Origin of the sequence: Longispora albida DSM 44784, assembly GCF_000379825.1 — a bacterium.
Classification (GTDB): domain Bacteria; phylum Actinomycetota; class Actinomycetes; order Mycobacteriales; family Micromonosporaceae; genus Longispora; species Longispora albida.
On sequence record NZ_KB903834.1, the window covers coordinates 246,973 to 262,226 of the forward strand.

Here is a 15,254-nt window from a genome sequence, read left to right on the forward strand (position 1 = left end):
GCGGAAATCAGACGTGAAGATCACGGGTGCTGGCGGGCCCTGGTTACGTTGGGAGGCATGACCGCACCAGCCCCTGTGTACGACCGCAAGGAACAGTTCGAGCAGATCCGCTCCGGGTTGCTGCCCGGCGAGCAGATCATCGCCGTGTACGACGCGATCGGCGTCGGCACCGGCTTCATGGGCCTGACCACCCGCCGGGTGATCGTGCAGGACAAGTCGTTCGTCGGCAAGAAGGTCGCGATCACCAGCATCCCGTACTCGAAGATCAGCAGCGTGAGCGTGCTGGCCAACAAGTCGTGGGCCGGCCAGTTCTTCTCCACCGGCTCGATCGCGGTGCACGTCGGCACGCACACCTACGAGGTGGACTTCCGTGGCGACGAGAAGGCCCGGCACGCCCACAACGTGATCCTGCACTACATCTCGCAGTAACCGGCCGGTCAGAAGTCCCCGCCGAAGTCGCCGTCGTACCCGCCGCTGTCGAAGCCGCCCCCGTCGTACCCGCCACCGCCGCCGGCGTCGCCGAGCTGGTCGTCGGTCCCCGAGCCGAGGCCCTCCTGGTACCCGGAGCCGAAGCCCGAGTCGTAGCCGGCCGCGTAGGCGTCGTAGCCGGGGTCGGCGAAGGCCGGGCTGAACAGCGCGTCGAAGATCAGCATCGTCCCGATCGCCCCGGCCCCGCCGATCAGCGCGGTCTTCCACCACGGCGTCGAGTACCAGCCGCCGGGCACCGGCCGCCCGGAGACCGTCCCGCCCGGGTAGTAGTACGGGGTCTGCGGCCCGGCTGACGGCCCGGCCGTCAGCACCTGGCCCTGCACCTCGACCCGGCGTTCCTTCGTGAGCACCCCGGCGCGGCGCTGCCCGGCCAGCTCCGGCAGGTCGGGGCCAGGGTCGAGCCCCATCGCGATCCTGGCGGCCCTGACGTACGCCAGCCCTTCCAGCGCCGTGTCCCCCGCCAGCTCGAACTGCCGGGCGGTCTTCGACTGCTCCAGCTGGGCTCCGGCCGCGTTGTACCGCTCGCCGGCGTCGGCGAGCGCCTGCCGGGTGGCGGTGTCCTCGCCGTGCAGGTTCATCACCTGGCCGCCGAGCCGGTCGTACCAGCGCATCGCCTCGGCCCGCGCGTCGGCCAGCTCCTTGGCCTGCCGCTGCCAGAGGAAGAACCCGACGAGTGCCACGGCTGCCGCGATGACCACCAGCACGAGGAAGACACTGAGAGTGCTCATGTCTCGAAAGTACCGCTTGGCGAGGCTCGGTCAGGACCTCTTATGAGTGCTCGAACACCTGCCGCCAGCGCTCGGCGGCCTGGAGCATCTCCTGGTTGACGGCTTCAAGGAACCGGCCGGTGTTCCGCAGCCGGTTGCCGGGCGGCGTGTCGTCCCCCAGAATCGACGCGCCCTGCCGGACGGCCTCGGCGAGCATGAAGTTCATCCGGGCGCTGGCCAGCCACGCCTGCACCCACACGTCGTCGTCGACCACGTACCGGTCGCGCCGCCCGTCGGGCTCCCGCCGGATGAGCTGCTGCCGTTCGAGGTCGCCGACCGCCTTGGAGACCGTCGCCGGGCTGACGCGGAGCTGCGCGGTCAGCTCCGCGGCCGTCATGCTCCCGGTATCGCTGGTGAACAGGTACACGAGGGCGGCGGCGGCAGCTCTCGGCAGTCCGCTGTGGACGATGATCCCGGTCAGCTGCTCGCGGAACTCCCGGACGGCCTCCGGATCGCGGCTGGCCGGCGTCGCCTCGGCCGGCCGGCCCGGCTGCCGCCTCGCCCGGGCGGCCGCGGCGCGCTGGGCCTGGTCGGCACGGTACCGGCCCGGGCCGCCGTTGCGGTTCACCTCGCGGCTGATCGTGGAGGTCGGCCGGTCGAGAAGCCGGGCGATCTCGGCATAGCCGGTGCCTTCGGCCAGCCGGGCCGCGATGTACCGGCGGTCGTCGTGGGTCAGCCTGGGTGCGGTCACTGCTGGCTCTCCTCCGGGTACGCGATGAGGGTTGTCCCGTGGGCCATTATTGCGTTCGACGCCATCTGATCGCAACGCACCTCGGGCCTGGTTGCGTTTAGCTTCACGATCGACGCAATGATGATCAGGGAATCTAACAGGGATTATGGCTTACGGGCCCCCCTCTTGTGTTGAGTCAGATCTGAACGCAACGTAGCGTTTGGCTATCGGCAAACGTTGCGAGGAGAGAACTGTGAAGCTTCGGGAATGGCACCGGCCGCTGCTGGTCACGGCGGGCCTGCTGTTCGGCCTGGTCCTGGTGTCGCTGGCCGGGATGGCACTGGACGACCGGGTCCTGATGGGCGAGTCGGTGTGGGTGAAGCCGCTGAAGTTCGGCTTCGCCTTCGCCCTCTACACCGGCACGCTGGCCTGGCTGATCGCCCGGATGACGCGGGCCAGGCGGACCGGCTGGTGGGCGGGGACGATCTTCGCCGTCGCCTCGGTCGTCGAGGTCGCGGCGATCACGATGCAGGCGGCGCGGGGCACGTTCAGCCACTTCAACGCCAATGTGGACGATCCGCTGACCCAGCTCGCGACGCAGATCTTCACCTCCGGCGTGGCCGGGCTCTTCCTCACCCAGCTCGTGATCGTGGTCCTCGTCCTCTGCCAGCACGACGGCGGGCAGGCGCTGAGCAGGGCGATCCGCTGGGGGCTGGGCCTGGCTGTCGCAGGGATGTTCGTCCCGGTGTTCTGGATGGCGACGAACATCCAGCAGCGCACGGTCGTCGACGCCAACGGCACCTCCGTCACCATGTACCAGGGCCACGGCATCGGTGACCTCGACGGCCACGGCATGCCCATCACCAACTGGAGCGTCACGGGCGGCGACTTCCGCGTACCGCACTTCGCCGGCCTGCACGGCATCCACCTCCTGCTCGTCCTCGCCGCCGTACTGGGCATGCTCGCCACCCGTGTGCACTGGCTGCGCGACGAGGCCACCCGGGCCCGGCTGATCCGGATCGCCGCACTCGGCTACACCGGGCTGTTCGCCGTCGTCGCCTGGCAGGCCGGGCGCGGCCAGTCGCTGATCCACCCGGACGGCCAGACCCTCGCGGCCTTCGGCGTCGTCGCACTGTCCACTGTGGCCGCGATCCTCTGGGCCCGCGCCCGGGGCAAGGCCCGGCTCCGGTCCGCGTGACGATCCTCGGCTACGTGCGGCAGCTCCCGGAGCGCCACCCCGGCCAGTTCCGCATGATGGGGCATGCTCGGAGCATGGAGATTGTGCTGCTGCTCCTCGGCCTGGCGATCGGCGGGGCGCTGGGCTGGTTCGCCGCCCGCGCCCGCTCGGCGGCCGAGACCGCCCGCTCCGCTGCGGACCGCGCCCGGCTGACCGCAGCCCTCGAAGGCGAAGACCGGCTCGAACAGTCGCTGCGAGCCCTGACAGCCGACGCGGCCCGGGTCCAGAAGGACAGCTTCGCCGACGTGGTCGCGCCGCTGCGGGACACCATCGCCCGGTACGAGCAGCGCGTCGCCGAGCTCGAACGCGACCGGGTCGACGCCTACGCCCAGCTGCGTACCCAGGTCGGCCAGATGACGATCGTGTCCGACCAGCTCCGCACCGAGACCAGCCAGCTCGTGGCGGCACTGCGCGCCCCGCAGGTACGCGGCCGGTGGGGCGAGCACCAGCTGCGCCGGATCGTGGAGGCCGCGGGGCTGCTCGAACACTGCGACTTCTCCGAACAGGTGACCTCGGCGAACGACGGCCGGGGCGTCCGCCCGGACATGGTCGTCCGGCTCGCCGGCGAGAAGCAGGTGGTGGTGGACGCCAAGGTGCCCTTCGCCGGGTACCTGTCGGCGATGGAATCCCGCGACGACGCCGAACGCGAGGGCCACCTGAGCAGCCACGCGCGCCAGCTCCGGGCACACGTGGACGTGCTGGCGGCCAAGGAGTACTGGGCGGCCTTCGACAACAGCCCCGAGTTCGTCGTGCTCTTCGTACCGGCAGACGCCTTCCTCGATGCCGCACTCCAGCGCGACGCGACCCTGATGGAACACGCCTTCGCCCGCAACATCGTGCTGGCCACCCCGGCGACCCTCATCGCTCTCCTGAGGACGGTCGCCTACGCCTGGCGGCAGGAAGCCCTCGCCGCCAACGCCCTCGAAGTGCACCGGATCGCCCGCGAGCTGTACAGCAGGCTGGCGACGATGGGCGGGCACATGGGCAAGCTGGGCGCCTCGCTCGGCGGGGCCGTCACCGCCTACAACAAGGCCGTCGGCTCGCTGGAGAGCCGGGTACTGGTCAGCGCCCGCAAGCTCGCCGACCTCGGCGTCTCCGGCGAGCCGATCGAGACGCCCGGCCAGGTCGAACTCGGCCCGCGCCAGCTCCAGGCACCGGAACTGGTCGCGAGCGAGAACGACTCCCTGATTCCCCTCGAACGCCGCTACTCATCCGGCTAGGGACAGTTCCCTGGTGTAGCCGACCGCCTCGGCGAAGTACGCGTCGTGGGTGACCATCACCAGCGTCCCCTCGTAGGCCCGCAGCGCCTCCTCGACCACGTCCAGGATGTCGAAGTCGAGGTAGTTGGTCGGCTCGTCGAGCAGCAGCACCTTGCCCGGCGTGTTGACCATGACGGCGAGCAGCAGGCGGCGCAGCTCACCGGCCGACAGGGTCGACAGCTTCGCACCCCACTCGTCCGGCCCGAACAGATACCCGGTGAGCAGGGCCTCCGCCTCGTCCACATAGACCGGCACGTGCGCACGGAAGTACTCCAGCACCGTCGTGTCCGTCCGCAGCTCGTCGTGGACCTGCGGCAGCAGCACCGCGTCCTCCCCGGCCAGCTGGCGGAGCAGCGTCGTCTTGCCGGCCCCGTTCGGCCCCGAGATCAGCAGCCGCTCACCCGGCTCGACCGTCAGCCCCGCGCCGGTCAGCCCGACCGGGCTCGCGTCGAATGCCAGGCTCAGCGACGGCCGGCTCTCCGGCTCTGCCACCCAGCGTGCCGACTGGAGCTGCCGGGCCAGTCTCGCCTGCCGGACGACTGCCTTGCGGGCGACCATCCGGGCGATCCGCCGCTTGCCCGGTGCGCGCGGATTCTTTGCCTCTTCCTCAACTGACCTCGCTTTCATCGCCGCGATCTCGGCTTCGAGCTTCACGCGGTACTTCTCCTGCGCCTCGAAGTCGAGCAGCAGCCGCTGCCATCGGCGGGCCTTCTCCGCGCGGTAGGCGGTGTAGCCCCCCTCGTACGTCTGAAGTTCGGTGTGGATCCCGTCGAGTTCGTAGATCCGGTTGACGGCCCGGTCGAGGAACGCCCGGTCGTGGCTGATCACGAGCACCCCGCCGCCGAAGCCGCCCAGGAACTCCGCCAGCCACGCCGAACCCTCCGCGTCCAGGTGGTTCGTCGGCTCGTCGAGCACCAGCACGTCCGGATCGTCCAGCAGCACCTTGGCCAGCATCACCCTGGCCTGCTCGCCGCCGCTGACCATCCCCAGCGGACGGTCGTCCGGCAGCGCCGTGATGCCCAGCCTGGCCTTCACCGCGTCCAGCCTGGCCTCGAAGGCCCAGCCGTCGGCCAGCTCCCACCGGTCCAGCGCCTCTGCGTAACCGTCCAGGTCGGACGACGCGAGGGCCGCTTCCAGCTCACGGGCCACCGATCCCAGCTCACCACGGAGAAAGTCCCCCAGAGCAAGATCGGAATCCGGTACCTGCTGCGCGAAGAACCCGATCCGCAGCCCCGGAGCCCGCTCCACGTGCCCCTGGCTGGGCCGCTCGTGCCCGACCAGCAGCTTGAGCAGCGTGGACTTGCCGGCGCCGTTCGGGCCAACCAGCCCGACCCGATCCCCGGTACCGAGGACGAAGCTCACGTCCTCGAACAGCAGCTCGCCGTCGTACTGCATCCCCAAAGAAATGGCTTTTAGCAAAACAACCCCCATACCACCGGCAGCTTCGCAGCACCCGCCGTCAGGTAGGCCCGGCGTTCCGGCGCAAGCGCCTCCACACCAGACCTACCCGGGTGCTCATGCGAAGCTGATGCACGCACAGTCAAATAGGACAGAGCGGCATGGATGCGCCAGAGGTACACAGAAGATCCGCGGAAAGCGGGAACGACCTCTAACCCGGCAGGGCGAGCACACGCACGCGACAGGAGGCGGCGGCTCAGCGCATCTGGCGGATTAGAAGATCAACGGCCTGACTCCGATCGGACGACAACAGGACCTCCGAAAGAGTGCCACGGCTCCCGGGGACCCCGCAAGGGTGGCCTGGATCTCAGCCACGGCGGCCAGCTGGGGCCGCCGTGGCTGAACCGCCGTTACGGCGCGTAGTCCGGGTTGGGCTTGATGACGCAGAACCCGCCGCCCTGCGGATCGATCAGCCAGGCCAGCCTGCCGGCCTCGGAATCCATCCTGACCAGCTCCGTCGCGCCCAGCTCGACCGCACGGTCCGCCGAGACGTCCACGTCGTCGACGACGAAGTAGATGTTCCAGGCCGGCCGCGTGTCACCCATGTCCGGGGTCAGCGGCATGGCACCGGCCACCGAGGACCCACCGGTCTCCAGCAGCGTGTACAGCGCGCCCTGGTCGTTCATCGGCACGTCGCGCGTGCTGACGCCGAGCACCGCGGAGTAAAACGTCTTCGCGCCGGCCACGTCCGGGGTGAGCAGCTCGGCCCAGCCCAGGGTGCCGTGCTCGCCGGCCAGCTCCGCTCCCTTGTGGACACCGGGCTGCCAGGCGGAGAAGAACACGCCGGCCGGGTCGGTGTAGACAGCCATCCGGCCCTGGTCCATGACGTCCATCGGCGGGACGATCACCTTGCCGCCGTTGGCTTCCACCCGGGCAGTGGTCTCGTCCACGTCGTCCGTCGCGAAATACGTCGCCCAGGACGTGCCGCGATCGGGATCCGTGGCCGGGCCGAGGCCAGCGACCTGCTTGCCCTTCTGCCGGAAGAGCAGGTAACCACCGGCGTCAGGGCCGAGGTCCTCGGCCTCCCAGCCGAACAGGCCACCGTAGAACGCGATGGCGCCGGGGACGTCCGTGCTGCCGATGTCGACCCACATGGGCGCACCGGGCTGATAAGTCTCTGCCATGCCCCCATCCTCACCCGGGGGTACGACAAAATCGGGTTGTTTGGCGGAGCCTGGCGCGAACTCCTAGATCCGGCCCGCTGCCTTCATGTCGCGCTTGAGCTCCTGCGGCAGGGAGAACGTCAGCCGCTCCTCAGCCGTGGTGAACTCGGTGACCTGCCCGAATCCCCGGTCGGCGAGGAACTTCAGCACGTCCATCACCAGCTCGTCCGGCACGGACGCCCCGGAGCTCAGGCCCACGGTGGTCGCGCCGGCCAGCCACTCCTCCTGGATCTCGTGGGCGAAGTCGACCAGGTAGCCGGCGTCGGCACCAGCGTCGACGGCCACCTCGACCAGCCGGACCGAGTTCGACGAGTTGGTCGAGCCGACCACGATCATGACGTCGCACTCCGGGGCCAGCTCCTTGACGGCCAGCTGGCGGTTCTGCGTGGCGTAGCAGATGTCGTCGGACGGCGGGGACATCAGCAGCGGGAGCTTCGTGCGGAGCTTCTCGACGGTCTGCATCGTCTCGTCCACCGACAGCGTGGTCTGCGACAGCCACACCACCCGGCTCGGGTCCTTGACCTGCACGTTGTCCACGCCGTCCGGGCCGTCGACGAGCTGGATCGACGCCGGGGCCTCGCCCATCGTGCCGATGACCTCCTCGTGGCCCTCGTGCCCGATCAGCACGATGTCGTAGCCCTCGGCCGCGAAGCGCTTGGCCTCGTTGTGCACCTTGGTCACGAGCGGGCAGGTGGCGTCGATCGCGCGCAGGTTGCGCTGGCGGGCCTCCTCGTACACGACCGGGGCCACGCCGTGCGCGGAGAAGATCACCGTGGAGCCCTCCGGCACCTCCTCGTTCTCCTCGACGAAGATCGCGCCCTGGGCACGCAGCGTCTCGACGACGTGCCGGTTGTGCACGATCTCCTTGCGGACGTAGATCGGCGCACCGTAGAGGGCCAGCGCCTCCTTCACGGTCTCCACGGCACGGTCTACCCCGGCGCAGTAACCACGGGGCTTGGCGAGGAGGACACGCTTCACAGGCTCAGACACGCGGCCAAGTCTACGTGACCAGCACCCAGCCGCCATGATCGCGACCGGGTGAGCACCCATGCCATAGGCTTGCCCGATGACCAGGCTTGCCCGATGACCAAGAGCAGCCCGGAGGAACCGTGGCCGGTCCGGGTCGTCAGCGCCAAGATCGCCGAGTGGATCTCCCGGCTGGGCACGGTCTGGGTGGACGGCGAGATCGCCCAGCTCTCCCGGCGCCCCGGCCAGAACACCGCGTTCCTCACCCTGCGCGACCCCTCGGCCGACATCAGCATGCAGGTGACGATCCGGCGGGCGGCGATCGACGCGTGCGAGCCGCCGCTGCGTGAGGGCGCACGGGTGGTCGTGCACGCCAAACCGGACTTCTACCCGGCCAGGGGCACGTTCTCGCTCCGCGCCGACGAGCTGCGCCAGGTCGGGCTCGGCGAGCTGCTGGCCAGGCTGGAGAAGCTGAAGAAGCTGCTGGCAGCCGAGGGGCTGTTCGACCGGGCCCGGAAGCGGAAGCTGCCGTTCCTGCCGGGCCGGATCGGCCTGATCACCGGGCGGGCCAGCGCGGCGGAGCACGACGTGCAGACCAACGCTCTCCGGCGCTGGCCGTCCGTGGAGTTCACCACGATCAACACGCCGGTACAGGGCGGGGCAGCCGTTCCGGCGATCATCGAGGCGCTGCGGGCGCTCGACGCCGACCCGGCCGTGGACGTGATCATCATCGCCCGGGGCGGCGGGAGCGTCGAGGACCTGCTGCCGTTCTCCGACGAGGCGCTGTGCCGGGCCGTCGCGGCCTGCCGCACCCCGGTGGTCTCCGCGATCGGCCACGAGCCGGACACCCCGCTCCTGGACTACGTCGCCGACCTGCGCGCCTCCACGCCGACCGACGCCGCCAAGCGCGTCGTGCCCGACCTGTCGGAGGAACTCAGAGGGCTGAACATCGCCCGTACCCGGCTCGACCGCGCCATCGCCGGCCTCCTCGACCGGGAGGAACACCGGATCGCCGCGCTGCGGAGCCGGCCGGTGCTGGCCCGCCCCGAGGCGATCATCGACACCCGGGCGGCCGACGTGTCGCAGGTCAGGGACCGGGCGGCCCGTACGCTCGGTCACCGGCTCGACCGGGCCAGCTCAGAGCTGGAGCACACGCTGGCCCGGCTGCGGGCGCTGAGCCCGGCGGCGACGCTGGCCCGGGGGTACGCGATCGTGCAGCGGGCCGACGGGCACGTGGTGCGGGCCGAGGGCGAGGTCGCACCCGGCGACCGGGTCAGGATCAGGCTGGACGAGGGCGAGCTGAAAGCGCTGGTGGAGTCATGACGTACGAGGAAGCACGGGCGGAGCTGGCCCAGGTCGTCGAGCGGCTCGAGGCCGGCGGCGTGAGCCTGGAGGAGTCCCTGGCCCTGTGGGAGCGCGGCGAGAAGCTGGCCGCCGTGTGCCAGGAGTGGCTGGAGGGGGCCAGGGTCCGCCTCGAAGCCGCCCGCAAGCCCGCCGGCGAGGGCTAGCCGGGCTGCACTAGTCGTGGAGGACGACCCCGGGCATCGGGCTGCCGTCGGTGTCGAACAGCGCGGCCCCGCAGGAGCAGCGTTCACCGGCCAGGGTCTCGGCTGACGGAAGTTCCCAGACCAGCATGTCCGAGCAGCCCGGGCAGTCCAGGCTGACCAGGGTGATCCCGGTATCGGAGCCCCAGGCCCGCACCGGTGAGCCCTCGTGTGCCAGGCCGGTCAGGTCATCGCCGCTGGTCAGCGCGATCAGGAGCTCGTACGTGTCGGTACCGGTGTCGTGCAGCAGGAGCGTGCAGCCGAGGGTCTCCAGCGCGCCTGCCAGGTGGTCGAGCTGGCGGACCGGGTAGTCACCACGGCCCGGAGCCGGGTCGTCCGGAGCTTCCGGGAGGGCGAAAACGTCGTCGGCTGGCTGGGCTCCGGTGGCTCGCACCCGGCTGGCGGCGAACGCCGCGAGCTGGCCGGGGTACTCCTCGCCGGTCCAGTCCATCGAGAAGGTCACGCTGCTGAGGCTGGCGCCTTGCGCGCGCTCTGCGGCGGTGAGGACCAGGAAGTCCAGCTCTGTCACGACTCGTACCCCTAGGGCTTCAGGGACTCGGCGAAAGCCTTGAGCTGGGCTTCCGGGGTGCGCCCGGCGAGCACGATCGTCCGGTTCGGCTCCATCAGGACCAGGGCCCGGTCACCCTTCGTGCCCTCGTAGAGCTGCCAGGACGCGCCGTTGACCTGTGCGGTACCGCGCGGCGCCGATCCCTTGCCCATCGCGGCCTCCAGCACGGCCTCTGCCTGCTGGCTGGACTCGGTGACCTGGAGGTACGCGTCGTCCGGCCCGGCGTACCCGACCCGGAGCATGCCAGCGTCGAGGGTCGCCGTGGAGGCGTGCCAGCCCTTCGGCACCGGCTTCGGCTCGAGCACCTGGTACGTGGCGGAGTTGCGGGCCGCGGCGTAGGTGCCGGACGGGTCGATCACGGTGGGTGACTCGCCGCCGAGGAACCGGTACAGGATCACCATGAGGGCGATCGGGATGAGCAGGGCCAGCATCGAGTACGCCATGTCCTTGGCGTTCCGGCTGCTGCGCGCGGGCTTGCCCAGCCGGGGGCTCTCCTGGAATACGCTCACGTGCTCCATGCTCCCTGATGACCCATGTCACCGGACGGGCAGGGCGACCTGACAGGATGAGGCGACGACCCACCCCGCCGACGAGGAGGACGCCGATGTCCGCAGCCCGCCGTACCGAGGAACTTGACCGCAACCTGGCCCTGGACCTGGTCCGCGTGACCGAGGCGGCAGCGATGGCCGCCGGGCGCTGGGTGGGCCGTGGCGACAAGGAAGGCGGGGACGGGGCTGCCGTCGACGCGATGCGGCTCCTGATCAACTCGGTGCCGATGCGCGGCACGGTCGTCATCGGCGAGGGCGAGAAGGACAACGCCCCGATGCTCTACAACGGCGAGCAGGTCGGCGACGGCTCCGGCGCCGAGGTGGACGTGGCGGTGGACCCGATCGACGGCACGACCCTGATGTCGAAGGGCATGCCCAACTCGATCGCCGTCCTCGCGGTGACCGAGCGTGGCGCGATGTTCGACCCCTCTGCCGTGTTCTACATGGAGAAGATGGCCGTCGGCCCGGACGCCGCCGACGTCATCGACTTCTCCGCCCCGATCAAGGAGAACCTGCGCCGGATCGCCAAGGCGAAGAAGGGCAGCGTCTCCGACGTCACGGTGTGCATCCTCGACCGGCCACGGCACGCCAGCCTGGTGCAGGAGGTCCGCGACGCCGGCGCCCGGATCCGCTTCATCTCCGACGGTGACGTGGCCGGCGCGATCAGCGCCGCGCGTGAGGGCAGCGAGGTCGACGTCCTGCTCGGCATCGGCGGCACGCCCGAGGGCATCATCGCCGCCGTCGCGCTCAAGTGCATGGGCGGCGCGCTGCACGGCCGGCTCTGGCCGAAGGACGACGACGAGCGGCAGAAGGCGATCGACGCCGGCCACGACCTCGACCGGGTACTCACGACCGACGACCTGGTGCGCGGCGACAACATGTTCTTCTGCGCGACCGGCATCACGACGGGCGACCTGCTCAAGGGCGTCCGGTACCGGTCCGGCGGCGCCTACACCCAGTCGATCGTGATGCGGTCGAAGTCGGGGACGACCCGCGTGATCGACTCCTACCACCGGCTGGAGAAGCTCCGCGGCTACTCGCTCGTGGACTTCGACGGCTCCGAGTGACCACACGGAAAAGGGGGCACCGGCACCGGCCGGTGCCCCCTTTTCCGTCACATCCCGGCGGCCGCGTTCCTGATCGCGGCCTGGAAGCGTGACACCTGCGTGTACACGCCGGGGAAGTCGGCGCGCGCGCAGCCCTTGCCCCAGCTCACGATGCCGACCTGACGCCACTGGCCAGCCGCGTCCCTGCGTACCATCGGGCCGCCCGAGTCGCCCTGGCACGAGTCCTTGCCAGCAGCCCCGGCGCAGAGCATCTCGGCCGCGACGAAGCCGTACCCGGCGCGCCGGTAGTTCCGCCCGCACGGCTCGTCGGCGACGAACGGCACCTGTGCCTTGCGGAGCTGGTCGACGCTCCAGCCGTCTTCCTTCGTCGCGCCCCAGCCGACCACTGTGAACTGTCCGCTGTCGAGGGTGCCGTCGGAGGCGAGCGGCAGGGTGGGGGCCTCGATCGGCTTGGCCAGCTTGATCAGCGCCCAGTCCCGGCCCTCGGTGACGTCCTGGAAGCCGGGCGCCCGGCGTACCGACTGGGAGCGGACCTTCGCCGCCGGCCGCCGCCAGTTCGCACCCGTCGTGACCTCGATGCTGGTGTCTGGGCCGCTGCCGTCGACGCAGTGGGCGGCGGTGAGGACGAGGTCCTTGCGGTACAGGGATCCGCCGCAGCCCATCGAGAGGTGCACGACCCACGGGAACTCCCCCGCCGCGGCCGGCGAGCCGCCGACGATCTCGGCGTCGTCGGCCAGGGCCGGGGCAGCCGGGACGACCAGGGCGAGCAGTGCGGTGAAGGCGATGAGGACGAGGCTGCGACGCATACCGGGACCTCCAATTGGGATGAAACCCATGTTAAGGGCTCAAGCTATGTGAAACAGCCTCCCAAGTGCGACGGGCATCCGACACAGGAATGCCGGTTTTTCCCCCGGGCCGAATGGCCGGCGGTACGCTGGACCAGCGGCCGTTTCTGGCGCGCGGCAATGGACAGTCAGCAAGCAGTGAGCGCAGTCTGTACCCGCATGTCCACCTAGCAGTGCGGAGACAGTGATGACTGAACGGCACACTCTGAGCATTGTGGACTGGCACGACGACGGCACGTCCGTCTCGGCATTGTGGACGATCACCCCCGAGGAACGGGCCCAGGTCGAGCATCTGCTCAGCCGGCACTGCGATGTCGGCGGGCTGATCACACCCGATCAGGCCCGGCAGGCCCGGGAGATCACCAGTACCTGGCTGAGTTACAGCACCACGGACTAGCCAGGGAGCACCGGCACCAGGGCGGCCGGCCGGGTACTACCTAGTACCAGCCGGTCGCCTGCGAGTGCGACCAGGCACCGCACGGCGTGCCGTACCGGCCCTTGATGTACCCGAGGCCCCACTTGATCTGCGTCTCGGCGCTGGTCTGCCAGTCGGAGCCCACGGTGGCCATCTTGCTGCCCGGCAGGGCCTGCGGGATGCCGTACGCGCCCGAAGAAGAGTTCTTCGCGGTCACGTTCCACTTGCTCTCTTTGGTCCACAGCTTGGACAGGCAGGGCATCTGGTCGAGCCCGAAGCCGCCGGCCAGCAGCAGCGCGCAGCCAGCCGCCTGGTGGCCCGTGTACTGGGCGCAGGAGGTCGGGACCGGCCCGTCGTACGGCTTCACCGGGCCCATCGACGCACCCGGCGTCGGGGTCGGCGTGGCCTTGGAGGCTTTGGCGTCGGCGGCCTTGACCGCGTCCGTCATGGTCTTGCCCAGCTCGTCGGCCCTGCCCTTGGCGTCGGTCTCGGCCTGGCGCCTGGCCGCACGGCTGGCCCTGTCCAGCTCGCCGATCCGCTGACGGTCGGCCTGGAGTTCGGTGGCCTGCGCCGCGAGCCGGGCGTTGTCGGAGACGACGTCCTTCTCCGTGCTGGTCTTCAGGCCCATGTAGCCGCCGGCCGCGAGGGCCAGCACCAGGATGAGGCTCGCGAGAACCCGGATCACACCGCGCCGCACGCGCCCTGTCCTTCCGCCGGCAACACCTGCAAAGGCTCACTTTGGCGCACGACGGCCGCGGGCACCAGCCCGCGGCCGTCCATTTGTGACCCAGGTCACACTACTTTGCGTTACTCGTCAATCACATAGGAAGGTCTTCCAGCAGGTCGGTCACGACTTCGGCGATCTCACTGCGCTCCGACCGGGTCAGCGTGACGTGCGCAAAGAGCGGGTGCCCCTTCAGCGCCTCGATCACGGCGGTGACGCCGTCGTGCCGCCCCACCCTGAGGTTGTCACGTTGCGCGACGTCGTGGGTGAGCACGACCTTGGATCCTGTACCGATCCGCGAGAGCACCGTCAGCAGCACGTTGCGCTCCAGCGACTGGGCCTCGTCCACGATCACGAAGGCGTCGTGCAGCGAACGGCCCCGGATGTGCGTCAGGGGCAGCACCTCGAGCATCCCCCGCGAGAGCACCTCGTCGAGCACGTTCTCGTGGATGACGGCGCCCAGCGTGTCGAACACCGCCTGCGCCCACGGCGACATCTTCTCCGTCTCGGAACCGGGCAGGTAGCCCAGCTCCTGGCCACCGACCGCGTACAACGGGCGGAAGACGATCACCTTCTTGTGCCGGTGGCGTTCGAGGGTCTGCTCCAGGCCGGCGCACAGCGCGAGCGCCGACTTGCCGGTACCGGCCCGGCCGCCCAGCGACACGATGCCGACCGACTCGTCCAGCAGCAGATCGAGCGCGACCCGCTGCTCCGCCGACCGGCCGTGCAGGCCGAACACCTCCCGGTCGCCCCTGACCAGCCGGACCGACTTGTCCGGCTGCACCCTGGCGAGCGCCGAGCCCTTCGTACTGTGCAGGACCAGGCCGGTGTGGCACGGCAGGCCCTGGGCCTCGGCGACATCGACACTCTCCCCCGCGTACAGCTGCCGGATCTCCTCCTCGCCGACCGTGAGGTCGGCGATGCCCGTCCACGTGGGATCGGAGGCCTGCCCGTGCCGGTACTCATCGGCTGGCAGTCCGACGGCCGCCGCCTTCACCCGCAACGGCATGTCCTTGGTGACCAGCACCGTCTCGCGCTTCTCCGCCTGGAGGCTGAGCGCGACGGCGAGGATCCGGACGTCGTTGCTGTCCGCGCGCAGCCCCGGGGGCAGCACGGTGGGATCGGCGTGGTTGAGCTCGACGACCAGGGTGCCCCCGTGGTCGTTGGCCGGCAACGGCTGGTCGAGCCTGCCGTGCTGGATCCGCAGGTCGTCGAGCAGCCGCAGGGACTGCCGGGCGAACCAGCCGAGCTCGGGATGGTGGCGCTTGGCCTCCAGTTCGGAGATGACCACCAGCGGGATGACGACCTCGTGCTCGGCGAACCTCAGGAACGCAGCCGGGTCGGAGAGCAGGACGGAAGTGTCAAGGACGAAAGTGCGACGTGTGCTCACTCAGGCCTCCTGCGCGACCCGGGCCTACGCCGGGCCACGCTTCGACGGTAGCCCCGGGAGAGCAGCTCAGCCAGTAGCGGCGCGAGAGTTTTCGGTGAGAAGATCTTGCCTTCGCGGACCGGCTGTTATGGACAAACAGGCAAT

17 protein-coding genes are annotated in these 15,254 nt (G+C 70.1%); 7 read left to right on the top strand and 10 right to left on the bottom strand.

What is annotated here, in order from left to right; translation table 11 throughout:
- Positions 1-57 precede the first annotated feature (57 nt).
- Positions 58-429, top strand: coding sequence for a PH domain-containing protein (locus A3G1_RS0121680; protein WP_040479138.1), 372 nt, complete (start codon positions 58-60; stop codon positions 427-429).
- Between the two features lie 8 nt (positions 430-437).
- Here the strand turns inward: A3G1_RS0121680 and A3G1_RS0121685 are convergent, their stop codons facing one another.
- Positions 438-1,217, bottom strand: coding sequence for a hypothetical protein (locus A3G1_RS0121685; RefSeq protein ID WP_018351591.1), 780 nt, complete (start codon positions 1,215-1,217; stop codon positions 438-440).
- Positions 1,218-1,257: 40 nt separating this feature from the next.
- Complete coding sequence (locus A3G1_RS42340; RefSeq protein WP_018351592.1) at positions 1,258-1,947, bottom strand: GbsR/MarR family transcriptional regulator; 690 nt, start codon at positions 1,945-1,947, stop codon at positions 1,258-1,260.
- Between the two features lie 232 nt (positions 1,948-2,179).
- On the opposite strand from A3G1_RS42340, the gene A3G1_RS0121700 reads away from it, so the two are divergent.
- Together A3G1_RS0121700 and A3G1_RS36075 are read left to right on the top strand one after the other, a co-directional pair.
- Positions 2,180-3,124 carry a hypothetical protein gene (locus A3G1_RS0121700; protein ID WP_018351593.1) on the top strand — a complete coding sequence of 315 codons (945 nt, stop codon included), beginning with the start codon at positions 2,180-2,182 and terminating at the stop codon, positions 3,122-3,124.
- Between the two features lie 74 nt (positions 3,125-3,198).
- Positions 3,199-4,383, top strand: coding sequence for a DNA recombination protein RmuC (locus A3G1_RS36075; protein WP_085985728.1), 1,185 nt, complete (start codon positions 3,199-3,201; stop codon positions 4,381-4,383).
- Here the strand turns inward: A3G1_RS36075 and A3G1_RS0121710 are convergent.
- The 3 genes from A3G1_RS0121710 to A3G1_RS0121720 form a co-directional block, all read right to left on the bottom strand.
- Entirely contained in the window at positions 4,372-5,817 is a 1,446-nt protein-coding gene (locus tag A3G1_RS0121710) for an ABC-F family ATP-binding cassette domain-containing protein (RefSeq protein ID WP_018351595.1), read from the bottom strand. The genes A3G1_RS36075 and A3G1_RS0121710 overlap by 12 nt on opposite strands.
- Before the next feature lie 413 nt (positions 5,818-6,230).
- Positions 6,231-7,004: a VOC family protein gene (locus A3G1_RS0121715; RefSeq protein ID WP_026212378.1), complete on the bottom strand. Its 774-nt coding sequence runs from the start codon at positions 7,002-7,004 to the stop codon at positions 6,231-6,233.
- 63 nt (positions 7,005-7,067) lie between these two features.
- Complete coding sequence (locus A3G1_RS0121720) at positions 7,068-8,069, bottom strand: 4-hydroxy-3-methylbut-2-enyl diphosphate reductase (RefSeq protein ID WP_051110633.1); 1,002 nt, start codon at positions 8,067-8,069, stop codon at positions 7,068-7,070.
- Between the two features lie 57 nt (positions 8,070-8,126).
- On the opposite strand from A3G1_RS0121720, the gene xseA reads away from it, so the two are divergent.
- Entirely contained in the window at positions 8,127-9,332 is a 1,206-nt protein-coding gene (xseA, locus tag A3G1_RS0121725; RefSeq protein WP_018351598.1) for an exodeoxyribonuclease VII large subunit, read from the top strand.
- The gene (locus A3G1_RS0121730; protein WP_018351599.1) at positions 9,329-9,517 is read left to right on the top strand and encodes an exodeoxyribonuclease VII small subunit; all 189 of its coding nucleotides are present in this window, start codon (positions 9,329-9,331) and stop codon (positions 9,515-9,517) included. Before xseA ends, A3G1_RS0121730 begins: the two co-directional genes overlap by 4 nt.
- A 10-nt stretch (positions 9,518-9,527) precedes the next feature.
- Here the strand turns inward: A3G1_RS0121730 and A3G1_RS0121735 are convergent, their stop codons facing one another.
- Together A3G1_RS0121735 and A3G1_RS36080 are read right to left on the bottom strand one after the other, a co-directional pair.
- A complete protein-coding gene (locus tag A3G1_RS0121735) occupies positions 9,528-10,082 on the bottom strand; it encodes a hypothetical protein (RefSeq protein ID WP_018351600.1) in 555 nt (184 codons plus the stop codon).
- Positions 10,083-10,093: 11 nt separating this feature from the next.
- Positions 10,094-10,630, bottom strand: a complete 537-nt coding sequence (locus A3G1_RS36080; protein WP_157641270.1) for a DUF4245 domain-containing protein — start codon at positions 10,628-10,630, stop codon at positions 10,094-10,096.
- A 95-nt stretch (positions 10,631-10,725) separates the two neighbouring features.
- Between A3G1_RS36080 and glpX the strand changes: the two genes are divergently transcribed.
- Positions 10,726-11,736 (top strand): class II fructose-bisphosphatase, encoded by a 1,011-nt coding sequence (gene glpX / locus A3G1_RS0121745; protein WP_018351602.1) that lies wholly within the window; start codon positions 10,726-10,728, stop codon positions 11,734-11,736.
- A gap of 47 nt (positions 11,737-11,783) precedes the next feature.
- Here the strand turns inward: glpX and A3G1_RS0121750 are convergent, their stop codons facing one another.
- Positions 11,784-12,542 carry a S1 family peptidase gene (locus tag A3G1_RS0121750; RefSeq protein ID WP_018351603.1) on the bottom strand — a complete coding sequence of 253 codons (759 nt, stop codon included), beginning with the start codon at positions 12,540-12,542 and terminating at the stop codon, positions 11,784-11,786.
- Between the two features lie 226 nt (positions 12,543-12,768).
- On the opposite strand from A3G1_RS0121750, the gene A3G1_RS0121755 reads away from it, so the two are divergent.
- Positions 12,769-12,978, top strand: coding sequence for a hypothetical protein (locus tag A3G1_RS0121755; protein ID WP_018351604.1), 210 nt, complete (start codon positions 12,769-12,771; stop codon positions 12,976-12,978).
- 40 nt (positions 12,979-13,018) lie between these two features.
- Here A3G1_RS0121755 and A3G1_RS0121760 read toward each other — a convergent pair whose 3' ends face one another.
- Entirely contained in the window at positions 13,019-13,693 is a 675-nt protein-coding gene (locus A3G1_RS0121760) for an aggregation-promoting factor C-terminal-like domain-containing protein (protein ID WP_018351605.1), read from the bottom strand.
- Between the two features lie 121 nt (positions 13,694-13,814).
- Positions 13,815-15,110 carry an RNA 5'-3' helicase PhoH2 gene (phoH2, locus tag A3G1_RS0121765; RefSeq protein ID WP_018351606.1) on the bottom strand — a complete coding sequence of 432 codons (1,296 nt, stop codon included), beginning with the start codon at positions 15,108-15,110 and terminating at the stop codon, positions 13,815-13,817.
- Positions 15,111-15,254: the final 144 nt, after the last annotated feature.

Bases quoted from the DNA above. Each gene is read 5' to 3' on its own strand.
- A3G1_RS0121680 (WP_040479138.1), top strand. From the start codon at position 58: ATGACCGCACCAGCCCCTGTGTACGACCGCAAGGAACAGTTCGAGCAG.
- A3G1_RS0121685 (WP_018351591.1), bottom strand. From the start codon at position 1,217: ATGAGCACTCTCAGTGTCTTCCTCGTGCTGGTGGTCATCGCGGCAGCC.
- A3G1_RS36075 (WP_085985728.1), top strand. From the start codon at position 3,199: ATGGAGATTGTGCTGCTGCTCCTCGGCCTGGCGATCGGCGGGGCGCTG.
- A3G1_RS0121710 (WP_018351595.1), bottom strand. From the start codon at position 5,817: ATGCAGTACGACGGCGAGCTGCTGTTCGAGGACGTGAGCTTCGTCCTC.
- A3G1_RS0121715 (WP_026212378.1), bottom strand. From the start codon at position 7,004: ATGGCAGAGACTTATCAGCCCGGTGCGCCCATGTGGGTCGACATCGGC.
- A3G1_RS0121720 (WP_051110633.1), bottom strand. From the start codon at position 8,069: ATGGCGGCTGGGTGCTGGTCACGTAGACTTGGCCGCGTGTCTGAGCCT.
- xseA (WP_018351598.1), top strand. From the start codon at position 8,127: ATGACCAAGAGCAGCCCGGAGGAACCGTGGCCGGTCCGGGTCGTCAGC.
- A3G1_RS0121730 (WP_018351599.1), top strand. From the start codon at position 9,329: ATGACGTACGAGGAAGCACGGGCGGAGCTGGCCCAGGTCGTCGAGCGG.
- glpX (WP_018351602.1), top strand. From the start codon at position 10,726: ATGTCCGCAGCCCGCCGTACCGAGGAACTTGACCGCAACCTGGCCCTG.
- A3G1_RS0121750 (WP_018351603.1), bottom strand. From the start codon at position 12,542: ATGCGTCGCAGCCTCGTCCTCATCGCCTTCACCGCACTGCTCGCCCTG.
- A3G1_RS0121755 (WP_018351604.1), top strand. From the start codon at position 12,769: ATGACTGAACGGCACACTCTGAGCATTGTGGACTGGCACGACGACGGC.